Here is a 17,199-nt window from a genome sequence, read left to right on the forward strand (position 1 = left end):
AATAAACTAATGTCTGTTATTAAACAAGATTTGCTAAATAAAAAACGGATTATTTACATGAAGCGTTCTACGTTGTCTCACTCTTTTCTTAATATCATTTTAGTGTTTATCGAGTCGGCGCTGACATTACTGTTACGTTTGGATCCTGAATTGCGTAAGGCCGCTTATCCGCTTGCCAAGCAGGGCACCGTCGTAGCGCTTCGTCTATATCTACCTCATGTAGAAATATTTGCCACCTTTAGTACCAAAGGTGTATTACTAGATGCTGAATTGCCCATTGGACGCAGTGAGCCTGATGTGGTCATCAATGCTTATAGCATCCAAGTTATCAACGCCATTACGACTCACGATAGCGAAACCACTGACAAACTACAGATGCGTGGTGAATCGATTCAAGTACAACTGGTCAAACAATTTATTATGCAACTTGGGCTTGGCAGCTTGATTCAAGGTCTGATTAGAAAGATAAAAGGTGGTAAAGCTAAAACCAAGCCTACCGATGCTGAGCGAGAAGAAAAAAAGAACAACTACAAACTGCGTATTAAAGAACAGCAAACACAGATTAACACCTTGACCATCAAAAACCGTGAGCTTGAAACAACCGTAAAAGAATTACAGAGCAAACAAAAGACGTTGATGATGGTCACTGTGGTGGCACTGGTCATTATGATTGGCTCAGTCATAGCACTATTGATGAATTAATTCTGATTGCACGGTACTATCTATACTATCTATCATAAATAAGCGTTCAATGTCTTTTACAGATATTGAACGCTTATTTTTTCATCTATCGAATATAGCTATCACTAAAACCTAAGCCTCTAAGGCGTGTCATTAATTACGTAAAATAGGCCATTCGAACCTCACTCATATCCCTCTTATCAACATCATTGTTTTTATCAATTATAGCAATAAGCTTGATTAACCATTGAACCACACTTTAATCTTGACTAAATTACTCGGGATTAAGTATAATTACCTTAATCGTTGCACACATCGGGTTAATCATCTGTTGTTCAATAACGATAAAACAAAACTTAGCTGGTGTATTTTTAGTCGCTTTTTATTTTATGAGTGCTTATCAATACCTTTGGTTGGGATCGTTGTTAAACATAAATGACATCAAGTTTGGAGATAACACATGCGTTTGACTACTCGGGGCAGATACGCTGTTACCGCATTATTAGATTTGGCATTGCAGACCAGCCAACAAGACAGTGCTGTATCGTTATCCGATATCGCCAAGCGGCAGTCTATCTCAATCTCATACCTTGAACAGTTGTTTTCCAAACTTCGAAAACGTGGTCTTGTTACCAGTATTCGCGGTGCCGCAGGTGGTTACCATCTCGCTAAGCCACTGAATGAGATAGATGTAATGAGCATCATATCTGCGGTTGATGAATCAGTGAACGCGATGCAATGTGAAGGACGCGGTGACTGTCAAGGTGGTACAATGTGCCTAACCCACGATCTGTGGTGTGCACTGTCAAATCATATCGAACAGTACTTGAAAAATATAACATTAGCGCAATTATTAGATATGGAAAATGTGCAGTCCGTCTCAGAACGCCAGCACACTTCTACAAAAGATATTTCCATAAAAGACATCAATACTATTACCCTATCGAACAGCGAGGCAAACCCAGCATGAGCCAACATAATAACCTTATATACTTAGATTATGCCGCCACTACCCCAGTTGCCAAATCAGTAGCCGCTAAAATGAGCGAGTATCTGACTGTAGATGGCATCTTTGGTAATCCAGCCTCGCGCTCACACGGTTATGGCTGGCAAGCAGAAGAAGCAGTAGAAACTGCTCGTGGTCAAGTGGCTGAAGTCATTAACGCTGATCCACGCGAAATCGTCTTTACTTCTGGTGCGACTGAGTCTGATAACTTAGCCATTAAAGGTGCTGCGCATTTTTATCAGTCTCGTGGTAAACACATTATCACCAGTAAAATTGAACACAAAGCGGTATTAGATACCTGCCGTGAGCTTGAGCAAGAAGGTTTTGAAATCACTTATCTTGAGCCACAGCCAAGCACTGGTCTTATCTTGCCAGAACAAGTGAAAGATGCGCTACGTGAAGATACGATTTTAGTATCACTGATGATGGTGAACAATGAGCTTGGCACGATTACAGACGTAACTGCTATTGGTGAAATCACTCGTGAAGCGGGTGTGGTATTCCATGTTGATGGCGCACAGTCTGTTGGTAAAGTATTGATTGACCTTGAAGCCATGAAAATCGATTTGATGAGTTTCTCAGGTCACAAAGCATATGGCCCTAAAGGTATTGGCGCATTGTTTGTCCGCCGTAAGCCACGTATCCGCTTGAAAGCAGAGCAACATGGCGGTGGTCATGAGCGTGGTATGCGTTCAGGTACATTACCAACGCATCAAATCGTTGGCCTTGGTGCTGCATTTGCCTTAGCCAATGACAGCTATAAAGAAGACAATGCCCATGCAGCCAAACTACGTCAAAAGCTGTGGGACGGTCTACAAGATATCGAAGAAATTTACTTAAACGGTGATTTAGAGCATAGCGTTCCTAATATTGTGAACATCAGCTTTAACTTCGTTGAAGGTGAATCACTCATGATGTCACTTAAAGACTTGGCTGTCTCATCAGGTTCAGCCTGTACATCAGCGACGCTTGAGCCATCATACGTACTACGTGCTATTGGTCGTCCAGATGAATTGGCACATAGCTCTATTCGCTTTAGCTTTGGTCGTTATACGACTGAAGAAGATATCGATACCGTTATCAAGCAAATGCATGAAGCCGTTGACAAATTACGTGCCCTATCACCACTTTGGGATATGTACCAAGAAGGCGTTGATTTAAACTCAGTCGAGTGGGCTGAGCACTAAAATCAAGCGTCAATAACGGCACAATCCTCAAATATATTTATTAAACGATTGATCAGACAATTAAGATAAGCGTTTGACCCCAATTATCGATGAGTAGTTAGACATTCAAAGTTAATAAACGACTACTCATCATCTAACTAGGAGAAAACCCCATGGCCTATAGTGACCAAGTTATTGATCATTACGAAAACCCACGCAACGTTGGCAATCTTGATAAAAATGCCAAAAATGTTGGTACTGGCATGGTCGGTGCCCCAGCATGTGGCGATGTGATGCGTCTACAAATCCAAGTCGATGACAATGGTATTATCGAAGATGCACGTTTTAAGACTTATGGTTGCGGTTCAGCTATTGCTTCAAGCTCACTCGTTACTGAGTGGCTAAAAGGCAAAAGCCTAGACCAAGCTGGCGAAATCAAGAACAGTCACATTGCTGAAGAATTGGCATTACCACCAGTAAAAGTGCATTGCTCTGTCCTTGCAGAAGACGCCATTAAAGCCGCTATTAGCGACTATAAAGGTAAGCATGGCGTAGCAGCAGCAACTGAAGAAGCTGTTATCTAAGGCTAAACAAACCTACTAGCCTATGTGCTGCATGGTATTAGCAGCGCTATAGTAGCAACACGTAAATAGCTACTGACGCTAAAGAGGTGACAATGACGCTTATGTAATTGTCACCTTTTGTTTTCTAGTGTTATTGTTTTGGCAAACGTGTGATTTTGGTTGCCAGTTCATACAGATTTTTTTATTGATATTTATGATTATTAATAGTCAATGGGAGTTGGCATGATTGAAATGACAGAACGCGCCGCTCAGCATGTTCGAGATTTTTTGGACAATCGCGGTAAAGGTGAAGGCATTCGAGTGGGTATCCGTACGGCCGGTTGCTCGGGCTTGGCTTATGTTTTAGAGTTTGTAGATACCCCTGACGAGAATGACACTCGTTATGAAAGCCGTGGCGTTAGCATCTTTATTGATCCTAAAAGCCTCGTATATTTAGATGGCTTATTAATGGATTACGAAAAAGAAGGCCTCAACGAAGGCTTTAAATTCACCAATCCTAACCAGAAAGGTGAATGTGGTTGCGGCGAATCTTTCACAGTTTAATCGTTCCATGGCTGACGTTTGATAGACTCTTACGCAAACAAATTCTTGCACACATAGATTTTCATACGAACAGTGCAAAACCTTTGCCAGAGCCACAAACAGCGTGACAAGCTTCGTTAAAAACCACTCTATTAAGACGTGCTTAACCAGACAAAGACTTTAAAAAACAAATAAAAAAGCAAGGCATAAGATTATGACAGACATCATTTCAGAAACTCAGTTTGATAACTTCTTTGCCCTATTTGAGCAACCTGTAAAATTTGAAGTCAACCAAAATAGTCTCGATCAATATCTGCGTCTGCTACAAAAACGTTATCATCCTGACAATGTTGTCAAGAACCAGACAGACATGGCTCAAGCGCAACGACAGTCTGAGCAAACCTCAGCGCTTATCAATCAGGCGTATCAAACACTGAGCGCACCTGATAGTCGTGCCGGTTATATGCTAGATATGGCAGACCAAGCACAAAATATAGAGCATTCAATTGCAGACTTAGACTTCTTAGAAGATGCGATGGAAATGCGAATGGATTTGGATGACGCTATTGAAGGCAAAGATCTTCCAGCCTTGCAGCAGTTACATCCTCAAATCACAGAGCGTCTCGCAAAACAATCTGAGCGCTTTAGCCATGCTTATGACAGCCAAGATTGGCAAACGGCGATTGATGCGACACAAAAATTGAAGTTTTTGGTCAAGTTAAATGCAGATGTCACGACTGGTCTTGATGACGTTGCAGCTGCGGCGCATTCAGATGACGATGACCTATACGTCTAAATGCCTATGGTTTTGTATTTTACTCAAAAACCAAATTCTGAATATTTGGTTAAAATAGTACCAACTATACCGTATAATCTCTGAATTAAAGCACGCTAGACAGCCAAAATCTATTATCTTTGGAGTGAGATTACAGACGGTAAATGCTCATATTGCATGTGCTATATTTGCTCCATTTCACTTATTCATTTTATCTCTGAGTTATCCTTATGTCTTTAATGCAAATTGCTGAACCCAATCAAAGCGCCCAACCTCACCAACATAAATTTGGCTTGGGCATCGATCTTGGTACCACACGCTCACTGGTCGCTGTGGTACGTTCAGGTAAAGCACAAGTCTTAGAGGCAGGCACCGCGTCAGATACGTTATTACCGTCTGTCGTCTATTATCCAGCTACTGGCAATCCATTGGTCGGCTGTGATGCTCTCGCACATTTAGCGGATGATCCAAAAAATACGATCGTCTCGGCTAAGCGCTTTATGGGTCGTAGCCAAGCTGATATCAAATTCTCTCACCCGTATGAGTTAAGCGGCAGCGCAGATGACATGCCAGCTTTTGTCACCGCTCAGGGTGAAGTATCTCCTGTTGAGGTGTCAGCGCGTATATTAGCCGCGCTTGAGCAACGTGCAGCGACTGCATTGCCTACAGACAGTATCGAGGGCGCAGTCATTACTGTACCTGCTTACTTTGATGAGGCGCAGCGTCAAGCGACCAAGGATGCCGCTCAAGCAGCTGGTATCAAGGTACTGCGTTTGCTAAATGAACCAACAGCGGCGGCGGTCGCTTATGGTCTTGACCAGTCATTAGAAGACAATAAAAAAGAAAGCTATTATCTAATCTATGATTTGGGCGGTGGTACTTTTGACGTCTCTATCTTAAAGCTGACTGATGGTGTCTTTGAAGTATTGGCAACGGGTGGTAATAGCGCATTAGGTGGGGATGATATTGATCGCCTTATCACCAATTGGATGATTAAGCAGTTAAATATCGATCCAAAAGACGTAAGCCGTCATGACAAATCAATACTCGCGCAACAAGCCAAAGCGTATAAACAAGCATTGACTGATGCTGAGCAAGTGGATATCAGTGTCACTGTCAATGAACAGTCTTATCAAGGTGTGCTGAGCCGTGCAGACTTACTAGCTATCACAGAACCTGTTAGCCGTCGCACGCTCAGCGTGTGTGAGCAAGTATTGCGTGATGCCAAACTGTCTACCGCAGCGTTAGACGAAGTTATCCTAGTTGGTGGCTCGACGCGAATGCCTACCATACAACAAGTTGTGACTGAATTCTTTGCCAAGCAACCACTTTGCCGCCTGAATCCAGACGAAGTCGTTGCTTTAGGTGCCGCACAAACTGCCCATCAATTGGTCAACGGTGATAGTGACAATAACTTATTATTACTAGATGTGACGCCGCTATCACTTGGTCTTGAGACCATGGGTGGCCTAGTCGAAGTGCTCATACCGCGCAATACCCCTATCCCTGTCAAAAAACGCCAAGTATTCACAACGTATCAAGACGGTCAAACAGGTATGGTGATTCATGTGGTGCAAGGTGAACGCGAAACCGTAGACAATTGCCGTTCACTGGGACGCTTTGAGCTATATGGTATCCCATCAATGAAGGCTGGCTTTGCTCGTATCGAGGTGACATTTAGTATTGATGCCAATGGTCAGCTGACTGTCAGTGCGCAAGAAACCACGACCAAAACAGAAAGTAAGATTGAGATTGTGCCTTCTTATGGCCTATCAGATGAGCAAAAAGAACAGTTGCTTATTGCAGGATTCAAGCATGCAGAAGAAGATAAAAATGCACGTTCTTTAATCGAGACCAAGGTAGAAGCTGAACGTGAAATCCTTGCCTTAGAATCTGCCCTTAACGAGTTTGCCGTATTACTCTCTGCTGAAGAACAACAATCATTAGCGGCGCATATACAAACGCTGCGTACTGCTCTTGGTACTGACGATTTAGCGCTTATTGAAGCTCAACAGGCACAGCTTAAACCACATAGCGATGCCTTTGCTGCTCGTATTATGAATCAAAGCGTCAAGACCAGTATGGCTGGTACTAGTGCCAAAGACTGGTAACAGATACATCGACATAATAGCTTAGTTGACATATTAAGCTAACTTCTCATATTTTTTAAATTGATTAGCATCGGACAGATAATTTATGCCAAAAATTACCATATTACCCCACCACGAAATTTGCCCTGAAGGCGCAGAAGTTGAGCTACAAGCTGGCGAAAACTTATGCAAAGCACTATTAGAGAAAGGCATCAAAATCGAGCACGCATGTGAGATGTCAAAAGCCTGTACCACCTGTCATGTTGTTGTGCGTAAAGGCTTTAATAGTTTAGATGAGATGGATGATATCGAAGCGGATTTACTTGATCGTGCTTGGGGACTAGAGCCTGACTCACGTTTGTCTTGTCAGGTTATGTTGGATGATGAAGATTTAACCATTGAGGTTCCTAAATATACACTCAATCACGCAAAAGAAAATCATTAAGCACTCAGACTGTCAGTTCAATATAGAGTCGATACGTTCATAGTCATGTGTGACTGATATAAATGTTCCTTGCTTTCTGCCATCACAGAAGCTAGAAGAGATTCATTCCAGTTGCACTGCATTGGTTGTAAAATGAACCCACTATCGTAATCTCTACGTTACTACCAAAAAGGCCAGCTATTATGATGATAGCTGGCCTTTTTATGTGTGGCATTTTACGATGTCCATTTTACAACGCTTGCATATAAAACGCTTATTTGTGAGTAATATTCTGACGTGCTTTTTCTGCAGTGATACTCTTCACCATTTTTTCTTCCTCTTGCTCGATACGTTCAAGCGCAAAATTTAAGCGAGCTCTAATATCTTGATAATCATTGTCTTTCATATCTCTAAAATTCAAATGTAGATTAAAACCAGGCAACGTGTGGTCAACCCATTTAGACAAGTGGCCTTTGTTGGCATTGGGATCAAACACTTGCCATGCATTGACCTTTTCATCAAAGCCCTTTAATTGAAATGCATTAACGTACTGGCACTCATAATTATGGCAGATATAATCATAAGTACTTTCGCTAACCAGTATCTGATCCTTATCGGCGCGGGACTCAAGCCTAGAGGCTAGATTGGCCTCTTTACCAATCATTGTATAGCTAAGTCGATTATTACTACCAAAATTACCAACATGGCAGTAGCCAGTTGTGATGCCAATACGTATGTATAAGCCCTCAAACCCCATCAGCCGCCATTTCTGCCGTAAAGTTCGCATTTCTCGGCGCATATCTATGGCCATCGCCACACAATTTAACGCGTCTTGACGCGAGCCACGACTATCAGGCTCACCAAAGAAGCATACCATGCCATCGCCAATGAACTTATCAAGAACGGCACCATGCTTGTCAGCAATCGATGTCATGCAATTCATATAAGTATTCAAAATGTCCGCTAAATTGTCAGAACTCAAACTATCTGACAACTCTGTAAAGCCCACAATATCTGAAAACATAATTGTCAGCTTGGCACGTTTGTTAGAGACAGTGACTGGGCTATCCGATTTTACGATAGGCTCCCAAATTTGGGGTGGTATAAATCGTGTCAACTTATTAATAACGGACACCATTGTATTAAGTCGCCCACCAATCTTATGTGCGGACACCTTATAACCCATATATTCTTGGTATACGCGTCGAAACTGACATAAGATAACAGTCATACTGGCTAGTAGTATCGTAGGAGGCAACCAACTGTTATGGCAGTCTATCTCAGTACTACTCAAAGTAACGCTAACATAATAAAAAACAATACCCGTTATGACTGAAACAGAAAGCAGTTTTAAGTGATTTTCAGAGCTACTAATAATAACTCTTAGCCCTATAAGCGCGGCTAAGCTAAGCGAAATTACCGTACAAAACTGTATCGATCCAATGACCGCAGATAATAAAATGATGACAATATTAGACGTCCAAAAACTGGTTTGACGACGATAGTTATAAATCAAAATCATTAAGCTGGGCAGGCAAACAATGACAAGCAGTGCCATTGAATTTGGGCTAAAATCAAAATATAAAGCGAGGAGTATGACGGTAAGGATCAGAACGAAAACTTCTGGATAATCAAAACGGCAGGATCCACTGCCCTTTAACGGCGACCTTGGCTGTAATGTCTCTGAAAAGGGCATATGGAATTTCACCTAAATAAGGAGAACTATCTGAAGGACAAAGTCGTTCACACTAGCACATATGAATGCGCCTTATTTGCCCTTATCTCAATTTGTCGTAAAACATGTCTGATAATATATTATACTTTTGGAATAAGGTAATGCACAGGTCACTGGTGCTGCAAAAGCGACCTTTTGTCTAGTTTATTGACTCACTTAAGACGATAGCTGGCGCTACTATAAAAAAAAGAAGCCAGATACGGCTGGGTATCTGGCTTCTCTTTCATATAAGACTGATGTTCAATCTACTACCATTTAGGTAAACTATTATCTAGGGTGTGTCATCAGATAAAGTCAAAAGCTTATTGCATTTGCCAATCAAATGGCATTTGGTGATGACCACGTAGCGCCATCATCAATGTTTGCTGCATTTGCGCCAATACTTCCTTGGTATAAGGTATCGCAGGAACCCCCCATACTGGATTGGGCCATTGCATATCATTCTGATAGCGGACAATATGATGAAAGTGAAGCTGTGGTACTTGATTACCAAGGGCTGCCACATTCATTTTATCAGCTTGAAAGGTTTTGGCTAGCTGACTCGACAACCAGCTAGACTCTCGTAAAAACTGTGTTTGGTCTGCTTCAGACAGCTCATACAGCTCTTTAATACCCGATACGCGTGGCACTAATATCAGCCAAGGAAACTGGCAGTCATTGATTAAACGACAAGTGGATAATGGAAAATCCCCCACTAAAAAACTATCAGCAGCAAGTTTATGATGAAGTTGGAACATAATGACGGTTCTCTTGTTGTTTAATGCAAATAAAATACAGTAAGTTAAAAATACAGTTTGGCTATTTTATCAGTTATCTGGTCGATAAAATAGCACCATGATTTATTGCTTTGATGTTACTGCTCAGCTTAGTCAGTTCTTTTATTCCACTGAATTCGCTGACTCAGCAGCTACTTTATATCTGACTGGCCTAAGGAGACTCTGTCACCATATGCTCGCTAAAGTAGCGCAAAAGCTCTTGTATGACCGTCACTCGTTGCTGCGACGTTGCCAGTTTATCGGCATTCTGATAACGAATACCAGACGCACCATTCATACGATAATGCTGCCCATTCGATTGAATCAATTTGATAATGGCCAACGCATCGACTGGAGTATCTGGCGCAAACTCCAGCGTCATACTACTACTATTGGCATCGATTTTGTTGATCTTCAGTGGCTCTGCTTGTAAACGTAATCCATGAATGGCGAATAGCTGCTTGGTTTGATCTGGCAGTGCACCAAAGCGATCTATCATTTCCGTGCGAATATCGGTCAATGCCTCTTTATCATCAGTATTACTAATACGTTTGTAAAACAATAAGCGCTGATGCACGTCGTGTAGATATTCCTCTGGAATAAGGGCAGAGCTGTGTAGATTGATTTCACTGGTCAACGACAATGGTGTATTTAAATCAGGCTCCTTGCCCGCTTTAATGGCTTTAGTCGCCCGCTCAAGCATATCCATGTACAAGCTAAAACCAATCGCCTGCATATTGCCACTCTGCTGCTTACCCAATATCTCCCCTGCGCCGCGAATCTCTAAATCCTCACTTGCCAGCATAAAGCCTGCACCTAAAGTATTGGCACGCTCAATCGCATGCAAACGGCGCTTGGCATCCCCTTTAAGACCTTTAAGAGAAGGCACTAGTAAGTAACAATACGCTTGGTGGTGACTGCGTCCTACTCGGCCTCGCAGCTGATGCAATTGCGCAAGACCAAACTTATCCGCACGCTCAATGATGATCGTATTGGCATTCGGTACATCAATACCCGTCTCGATAATGGTGGAACAAATCAACACGTTGAATTTTTTGTGATAAAACTGCTGCATGATCTGCTCAAGCTGACGCTCTTGCATTTGTCCATGAGCAACCCCTACTCGCGCTTCTGGTACAAGGTCGCGAATGGTCTCTGCCATGCGCTCAATACTCGCAACATCATTATGCAGTAGGTATACTTGACCACCACGCAAAAGCTCACGCAATATAGCTTCTTTCATCAAGGCTTCTGTTTTTTGCATCACAAAGGTCTTGATGGCAAGGCGACGGGCAGGCGGTGTGGCGATAATCGACATATCACGCATGCCTGAGAGCGCCATATTAAGCGTTCTAGGGATAGGGGTCGCGGTCATAGATATACTATCTACATCTGTCTGAATCGCCTTGATACGCTCCTTATGACGCACTCCAAAGCGATGCTCTTCATCAACAATCATTAGCCCGAGATTCGAAAACTTTACATCAGGTTGTAGCAGTTTATGAGTGCCAATGACGATATCTACTTTACCAGCAGCCAAATCAGCCAATACCATTTCTTGGTGTTTTTTTCCGCCAAAGCGTGACAGGCTCTCAATACGAACTGGCCAATCGGCAAAACGGTCGCGGAAGTTGTCTTCATGCTGACCAGCGAGCAACGTGGTAGGCACTAGTACGGCAACCTGATATCCAGCACTGACGGCAATAAAGGCCGCGCGCATCGCGACTTCTGTTTTACCAAAACCAACATCACCGCAAATCAGACGATCCATTGGCTGATTTTGTCTCATGTCCTCCATCACTGCATGAATGGCATTGGCTTGATCAGGCGTCTCTTCAAAAGCAAACTGACTGGCAAATAGCTCATATTGCGAAGGATCTATTTTAAAATGAATGCCAACTTTGGCCTCACGTCTGGCTTGCATATTCAGCAACTCTGCAGCGACGTCATGAATTTGTTCTAGCGCCTTTTGCTTGGCTCTATCCCACTTCCCACTACCAATCTTGTGTAGCGGTGCCAAGGCTGGATCACCGCCACTATAACGACTAATCATTTGCAGATTGGCGACTGGTACATAGATGCTGGCATCATCAGAATACTTTAAATGAATAAACTCTTGCTCACCATCGCCCACATCTAAGGTAATCAAACCATTATAACGACCAATACCGTGCTCGATGTGAACCACTGGGCTTCCGTCTGTTATCTCAGTGACGCTCTTGACCAAGAATTCTTCTGATACACCGCTTTGACGACGACGGCGCGTCTGTAAAACTTGACGACCAAACAGCTGCGTCTCACTAATCAACACCAAGCGCTCAGGCACATAGACACCACGTTCGAGTGGTGCGACAGTCAAACCAACATGCGGCAAATGACTGTTATTAATAGCATTGGTTTTATCTGCGGCTAGAAAGGCTTCAAAGCTATCATACGCTTTGATATCAATCTTTCCCTTAAACAGTTCAATGAGAACCTCGCGACGGCCTGCGGTCTCTGCAACGATTAATACAGGTGTTGCTGTTTCTGTTTGCACACTTAAGAAGTCGAGCAGTTCAATTAATGGTTCAGACTTTTGGTGATTGACTGCCAGTTGTGGCGGCTCTTGAGCACTTAGTGTCACCAGTCCTTGTTGTTTAGTGACACTCAATGGCAATGGTATCTGTGATGCGTCTGTATCTTCCAACGCTGACACATCATTCATCGTAGCCAGTTCATCACGAGCACTTAATATCACTCGTGGATACTGGTTTAGCTGCTCATTAAGTGCATTGGATAATAGATACAGCAATGCAGGCTCTACAATAGGCTTGTCAACATCATGTCGACGCTCTTCGTAGCGGCGCTGGATTTGTGACCAATAATCGGCTTGTTTTTCGTTGATTAATTCATCGGTGATAAACAATGCATCACTTGGTAAATAGGAGAATAAGCTACTCTCTGCTTCCCAGTCTTTTAAGTCAAAAAATAGCGGCTGATAATACTCTAATCCGCTACTAGCAATCCCTGCCATCACGTCTTTATGTAGCTCAGACTTGCGACTACTGGTATTAGGGAACATCGCAGCAAAGTTCGTGCGAAACGTCTCACGCCCTTCATCAAGTGGAAACTCTTTTGCTGGCAGTATTTGAAATTGCTGAATAGGCTTTGAGATATCTGGCATCTTATGCAGTAACGACAGCGACTCTTTTGCCATGCTGGTATCGTTGCCCGTTAACATCGCTTTGAGATCATCAGCGGTCAATGTGCGCTGGGTTTGAGGATGAAAAAAGCGAATCGTTTCGATTTCATCATCGAACAAGTCTAAACGCAGCGGAAAAGGCTGACCCATGGCAAAAATATCAATAATACTGCCACGCACTGCAAACTCACCTGGTTCAAAGACATTTTCAACAGCGCGGTAGCCTGCCTTTGCCAACAGCCCACGTTGCGTATTGATATCAAACTGATCACCGACACTCAAATCAAAATGCTGACCAATCAGCCAACTTGGCGGTGCAACGCGATGCATCAGCGCCTGTACGGAGATAAGCAGCACACCTGATCTTGGCATATCCGTCAGCAGGTTGATGCGCTCACTAACGATGTCTTGATGCGGAGACAGCTCATCATAAGTCAATGTTTCCCAGTCAGGGAACACATAAGCATCGACTCCGCAAAACGCCAGCTCGGTCTCTATTTGATTGAGTTGGTTTTGGTCACGTGCCACCACGACCTTTAATCGCTCGGCAACATTCCACATAGGCGTTTGCACCAAGCTTGCCAGCCACAAACTGCTGACCGCACCATGGACAGGCGCTAGCCAACGCCGCTCGGCATTTTGGATAGGGAACAACTGCTGGTTAATAGGGTCAAACGCGTCAGTCAAAGCAGTGATAGGCATAAAGAATAGGATCAAAGTTAAGGAGTCAGAAAGCTATTATACGAATATTTAGGCAATTACCAAAACTTATGCCGTAACGGTTTGTCACTTAAAAGTTTATTTATTACTGATTGAGGTGTAATTACTTCAAAAACGAGGATTCAGGCTGTGACAAAATCGATGACAATGGCCCTGCAACAAAAAACCTCAACGTATCAACTGAGGTTTTTGATTCGCATTCATTCAATTATTGTTAGATTAGCGGTGTAGCACTAGCGATAATGCCATTATTGTCTGCATAGACAAACATACCCGAGTTCAATGTTAAATCACCAAAGCTGATGTCGATATCGGTTTGACCTTCATCACGGCGATTCGACTTACGCGGAATACAACCAAGTGCCATCACCCCAATATCCATCTTGGCGATGTCATCGACATCACGGACACAACCATATATAACGACTCCAGCCCAGCCATTATCAATAGCCGATTGTGCAATCATATCACCCAGCAATGCACAGCGCATAGAGCCGCCACCATCCACAACCAACACTTTGCCATGGCCGTCTTTATCTTTGCCATCGCTATTCAGCAATGATTTGACACGGCTATTGTCTTCAAAGCACTTAACCGTCACGATTTCACCGCAGAATCTGTCTTTTGCGCCAAAATGACGGAATGACTTACCTTCAATATTTGGTAGACATACTTGTGACTCAGGATTGGCATCCAACAGATCACAAGTCACAAAATTCTCTCTATCCATTTGTATCGATTCTGGCATGATCAGCTCCTTGCTCTCAATGATTAATTTTTTGATTAAGCGGTCTATTTAACCCGCTCCTCATCATTTCACTTAGGCTATTTACTGTGAAACTTTTTATAAAATCACATCGCCTTTATCACTCAATGCTTAACTCGGGTCATCGCCAGCATCTGTTTGTTTTCAATAATATCGGTATGTTCAATCTGTGGGTCAGTACAGTATTTACTACGCTCATAGATACTATGTGCGCTCATCGCCATAGCAATAGCAACGCGCTTAGCAGAAATAGGATGCAATGAGAATGATTCTGATACCAAAGGCGAAATAAGCTTAAATGCTTTTTGGCCGATGCTCTCAAGTGGACGACCTTTATGCTTACCCAATAATAATGAAGGCCTAAAAATAATCAATTGCCCAAAGCCTAGTGCCATAATTGACTGTTCCGTTTCAGCTTTGACACGATTGTATAAAAAGCGACTGTCAATATCCGCATTCATTGAAGAGAGCAAAAATAAGTTTTCCACGCCTTTATCACGGCATAGCTTGGCAAAATTTACGTTGTAATCACGATCTACTTTGCGAAAAGCCTCGTCACTACCTGCCTGCTTTTTTGTCGTACCCAGACAACTAAAGGCATCTGTCGTCCGATCTGCACCAACACTTGCAAACACTTCAGAGAGATTATCAAAATCATTCACCTGATAAAAACGCATGCTGACATTAATATAACGTGGCGGGCGTCGAGCGATCACAATCAATGTGTCATAAAGCTCGCTCAACTGCTTGACCAAGTGCTGCCCTACCAATCCTGTCGCGCCAATCACAATTGCTTTTCGCTGCATACCCTATCCACTTATATAACGTTAGATGATCTATATTGATGAAAAAATACCTATATCAAGGTCTATCGTTAGGATATCATACCTAAATTTGCGAATAACTGACGCTATTATGTGGAATTTATTGTAAGAGATTTTATCAGCCATCTGCCTCTCTTAGCGTCCGCTAGTGGCTTAGATAGCCCAATGAGCCTGAATTCCTTGTTATTACGTAACTTCTTTGAGCATTAATCATCAAATATATTGTCCTTAGTTCAATAATTTGCTAAGATAATCGGCTTTACACGCCAACGCTGTTTAATTATTCCAAACAGTTTTGGTGCTTGCGATGATCTATTCATATTAGATGCTTTAATATCAGACATCGACATCATATTTGGCGAGACGGCTGCTCGTCACCGATGATTGTTAAACCCATTATTGCAATCAACATTCATATTTTTATCTATCTTTATCAAGGAGATACGCGTGGCTAATACTGCACAAGCTCGTAAACGCGCCCGTCAAAACACCAAACGTCGTCAGAACTCTGCGTCACAACGCTCTATGGTTCGTACTTACCTAAAACGTGTTGATGCGGCTATCGCAGCTAAAGATTATGACGCGGCTACCGAAGCTTACAAAAAAGCGGTACCAGTTCTTGATCGTATGGCTGACAAAGGTATTATTCATAAGAATAAAGCTGCTCGTCGTAAGAGCCGCCTAAACAAAACAATCAAAGGCCTACAAGCTTAAGATTTGTATTGTCTAGACCGCATTTCGCTTTTATAGCGTCATGACTAAAACCTTGTCGCTGTTTCTAATACAGTGGCAAGGTTTTTTTATGTCTATTCAAAATATGAGTGTTGAGCAATGACGCTACCTACCTCTACACCATCTTCAAAAATGACACAACAAAACGACTTAATTAAAAATTCAACGCTAAAAATAAATAGCGGATTTGGCGCAACTCATCACATCTTTAAATAAGACATTATGTCCACTGCACTTCTGGGGGCAATAATAACTTGCTTGGATGAAAGCCTGCCGCACGATAACCATCTAATAATGAGCTAATCGGACGAGTATAGACATTACCGCGCCAGATAAAATGGGCGTTCGCTTGATCAAAAGGCTTGTCATCAAACCACAAAAACACGCCCTCCATCATCTTTGGCCAATCATTCCAATCAATCTCAACCACATCAAACATGACGGCTAAAAATGCAGATAACAGTGTATCGTGACTCACGGCAAGCATTAGGTGGCCATGTTGCGGCTGATTCTGGTAAAAAAGCGACAGGATATCCAACCCCCCTTGATAGGTATTTTTGGTGCCTTCGAGATTGCCTTGCAAAAAGCGATTGATAAAATTCAGTACGCCAATTTCTTTAAACACAGGATTGGCTATCTCAGGCTCAGTAACCAAGCTACCAGGCTCAACCAACAGTGACTGGTGGGCAATATCACGTTTTAGACCAGCGCCTTCTTGCATAAGCTGGGCGGTATCTATGCAGCGGCCAATCGGACTCGAGATACTATCGACATCGAGCGAATATGGCAGATGACCTGCCAACCAACGACCCCAAGACTTTGCCAACACGCGACCTTTTGGGGTGAGCGGTAACTGATAGCTGGCAAAACCATTACCATCAGAACGCTCACGCAAAGAGTGCCTAGTAAATAAAATCAGCCGCTTATTTTCTGGCAATAAACTGACGGAGGGAATCATACTGTCTGGCAAATGCGAGGGTGCAGGCGCACTTGGGGTGTGACTCGCAAGCTTATCAGCAGATATTTTTGACAGGGTATTATTAAGGTATTTACTCATAACAGCAAGCCTAGCAGATTTCTGATCAAGAATGAACAATAGACAAATCTAGTTGCAATATATCTAGGCAGTGCCCTCATTTCAAAATGATGATAAAAATGAGATAAGGTGCTATCAAACGATAAAAATATACAGATAATATCAAGCTACTTGACGTTTTTAGGCAAAATCTAGCCATTTT

The 17,199-nt window shown here is 42.7% G+C and carries 15 protein-coding genes; 9 read left to right on the plus strand and 6 right to left on the minus strand.

Going from position 1 to position 17,199, the window contains the following annotated elements; translation table 11 throughout:
• Positions 1-57: 57 nt before the first annotated feature.
• The 8 genes from QL982_RS00145 to fdx all read left to right on the plus strand — a co-directional run bounded on the left by QL982_RS00145 (position 58) and on the right by fdx (position 7,269).
• Entirely contained in the window at positions 58-702 is a 645-nt protein-coding gene (locus tag QL982_RS00145; protein ID WP_290162847.1) for a hypothetical protein, read from the plus strand.
• A gap of 439 nt (positions 703-1,141) precedes the next feature.
• A complete protein-coding gene (locus QL982_RS00150) occupies positions 1,142-1,651 on the plus strand; it encodes an Rrf2 family transcriptional regulator (RefSeq protein WP_057759222.1) in 510 nt (169 codons plus the stop codon).
• Entirely contained in the window at positions 1,648-2,874 is a 1,227-nt protein-coding gene (locus QL982_RS00155) for an IscS subfamily cysteine desulfurase (RefSeq protein WP_290162852.1), read from the plus strand. Before QL982_RS00150 ends, QL982_RS00155 begins: the two co-directional genes overlap by 4 nt.
• 152 nt (positions 2,875-3,026) lie before the next feature.
• Complete coding sequence (gene iscU, locus QL982_RS00160) at positions 3,027-3,437, plus strand: Fe-S cluster assembly scaffold IscU (RefSeq protein ID WP_110922415.1); 411 nt, start codon at positions 3,027-3,029, stop codon at positions 3,435-3,437.
• 222 nt (positions 3,438-3,659) lie between these two features.
• On the plus strand, positions 3,660-3,980 hold the full coding sequence (gene iscA, locus QL982_RS00165) for an iron-sulfur cluster assembly protein IscA (RefSeq protein WP_021814983.1): 321 nt from the start codon (positions 3,660-3,662) through the stop codon (positions 3,978-3,980).
• Between the two features lie 193 nt (positions 3,981-4,173).
• Positions 4,174-4,755, plus strand: a complete 582-nt coding sequence (hscB, locus tag QL982_RS00170) for a Fe-S protein assembly co-chaperone HscB (RefSeq protein WP_290162856.1) — start codon at positions 4,174-4,176, stop codon at positions 4,753-4,755.
• Positions 4,756-4,964: 209 nt separating this feature from the next.
• Positions 4,965-6,845 (plus strand): Fe-S protein assembly chaperone HscA, encoded by a 1,881-nt coding sequence (gene hscA, locus QL982_RS00175; RefSeq protein ID WP_290162858.1) that lies wholly within the window; start codon positions 4,965-4,967, stop codon positions 6,843-6,845.
• 85 nt (positions 6,846-6,930) lie between these two features.
• Entirely contained in the window at positions 6,931-7,269 is a 339-nt protein-coding gene (gene fdx, locus QL982_RS00180) for an ISC system 2Fe-2S type ferredoxin (protein ID WP_290162860.1), read from the plus strand.
• A 253-nt stretch (positions 7,270-7,522) separates the two neighbouring features.
• Here the strand turns inward: fdx and QL982_RS00185 are convergent, their stop codons facing one another.
• The 5 genes from QL982_RS00185 to QL982_RS00205 all read right to left on the minus strand — a co-directional run bounded on the left by QL982_RS00185 (position 7,523) and on the right by QL982_RS00205 (position 15,211).
• Entirely contained in the window at positions 7,523-8,944 is a 1,422-nt protein-coding gene (locus QL982_RS00185) for an adenylate/guanylate cyclase domain-containing protein (RefSeq protein ID WP_290162862.1), read from the minus strand.
• 341 nt (positions 8,945-9,285) lie between these two features.
• Positions 9,286-9,720 (minus strand): HIT family protein, encoded by a 435-nt coding sequence (locus QL982_RS00190; RefSeq protein ID WP_290162864.1) that lies wholly within the window; start codon positions 9,718-9,720, stop codon positions 9,286-9,288.
• 190 nt (positions 9,721-9,910) lie between these two features.
• Positions 9,911-13,621, minus strand: coding sequence for a transcription-repair coupling factor (mfd, locus tag QL982_RS00195; RefSeq protein WP_290162866.1), 3,711 nt, complete (start codon positions 13,619-13,621; stop codon positions 9,911-9,913).
• Positions 13,622-13,853: 232 nt separating this feature from the next.
• Positions 13,854-14,387, minus strand: coding sequence for a ribonuclease E activity regulator RraA (gene rraA, locus QL982_RS00200; protein WP_290162868.1), 534 nt, complete (start codon positions 14,385-14,387; stop codon positions 13,854-13,856).
• A gap of 122 nt (positions 14,388-14,509) precedes the next feature.
• A complete protein-coding gene (locus QL982_RS00205) occupies positions 14,510-15,211 on the minus strand; it encodes an NAD-dependent epimerase/dehydratase family protein (protein WP_290162870.1) in 702 nt (233 codons plus the stop codon).
• Positions 15,212-15,676: 465 nt separating this feature from the next.
• On the opposite strand from QL982_RS00205, the gene rpsT reads away from it, so the two are divergent.
• Positions 15,677-15,943, plus strand: a complete 267-nt coding sequence (gene rpsT, locus QL982_RS00210) for a 30S ribosomal protein S20 (protein WP_010200097.1) — start codon at positions 15,677-15,679, stop codon at positions 15,941-15,943.
• A 238-nt stretch (positions 15,944-16,181) separates the two neighbouring features.
• On the opposite strand, the gene QL982_RS00215 is transcribed toward rpsT, so the two are convergent.
• Positions 16,182-17,018 (minus strand): histidine phosphatase family protein, encoded by an 837-nt coding sequence (locus QL982_RS00215; RefSeq protein WP_290162875.1) that lies wholly within the window; start codon positions 17,016-17,018, stop codon positions 16,182-16,184.
• Positions 17,019-17,199: the final 181 nt, after the last annotated feature.

Source organism: Psychrobacter sp. 5A.1 (genome assembly GCF_030407455.1).
Lineage (GTDB): Bacteria > Pseudomonadota > Gammaproteobacteria > Pseudomonadales > Moraxellaceae > Psychrobacter.

Bases quoted from the DNA above. Each gene is read 5' to 3' on its own strand.
- QL982_RS00145 (WP_290162847.1), top strand. From the start codon at position 58: ATGAAGCGTTCTACGTTGTCTCACTCTTTTCTTAATATCATTTTAGTG.
- QL982_RS00150 (WP_057759222.1), top strand. From the start codon at position 1,142: ATGCGTTTGACTACTCGGGGCAGATACGCTGTTACCGCATTATTAGAT.
- QL982_RS00155 (WP_290162852.1), top strand. From the start codon at position 1,648: ATGAGCCAACATAATAACCTTATATACTTAGATTATGCCGCCACTACC.
- iscU (WP_110922415.1), top strand. From the start codon at position 3,027: ATGGCCTATAGTGACCAAGTTATTGATCATTACGAAAACCCACGCAAC.
- iscA (WP_021814983.1), top strand. From the start codon at position 3,660: ATGATTGAAATGACAGAACGCGCCGCTCAGCATGTTCGAGATTTTTTG.
- hscB (WP_290162856.1), top strand. From the start codon at position 4,174: ATGACAGACATCATTTCAGAAACTCAGTTTGATAACTTCTTTGCCCTA.
- hscA (WP_290162858.1), top strand. From the start codon at position 4,965: ATGTCTTTAATGCAAATTGCTGAACCCAATCAAAGCGCCCAACCTCAC.
- fdx (WP_290162860.1), top strand. From the start codon at position 6,931: ATGCCAAAAATTACCATATTACCCCACCACGAAATTTGCCCTGAAGGC.
- QL982_RS00185 (WP_290162862.1), bottom strand. From the start codon at position 8,944: ATGCCCTTTTCAGAGACATTACAGCCAAGGTCGCCGTTAAAGGGCAGT.
- QL982_RS00190 (WP_290162864.1), bottom strand. From the start codon at position 9,720: ATGTTCCAACTTCATCATAAACTTGCTGCTGATAGTTTTTTAGTGGGG.
- mfd (WP_290162866.1), bottom strand. From the start codon at position 13,621: ATGCCTATCACTGCTTTGACTGACGCGTTTGACCCTATTAACCAGCAG.
- rraA (WP_290162868.1), bottom strand. From the start codon at position 14,387: ATGCCAGAATCGATACAAATGGATAGAGAGAATTTTGTGACTTGTGAT.
- QL982_RS00205 (WP_290162870.1), bottom strand. From the start codon at position 15,211: ATGCAGCGAAAAGCAATTGTGATTGGCGCGACAGGATTGGTAGGGCAG.
- QL982_RS00215 (WP_290162875.1), bottom strand. From the start codon at position 17,018: ATGAGTAAATACCTTAATAATACCCTGTCAAAAATATCTGCTGATAAG.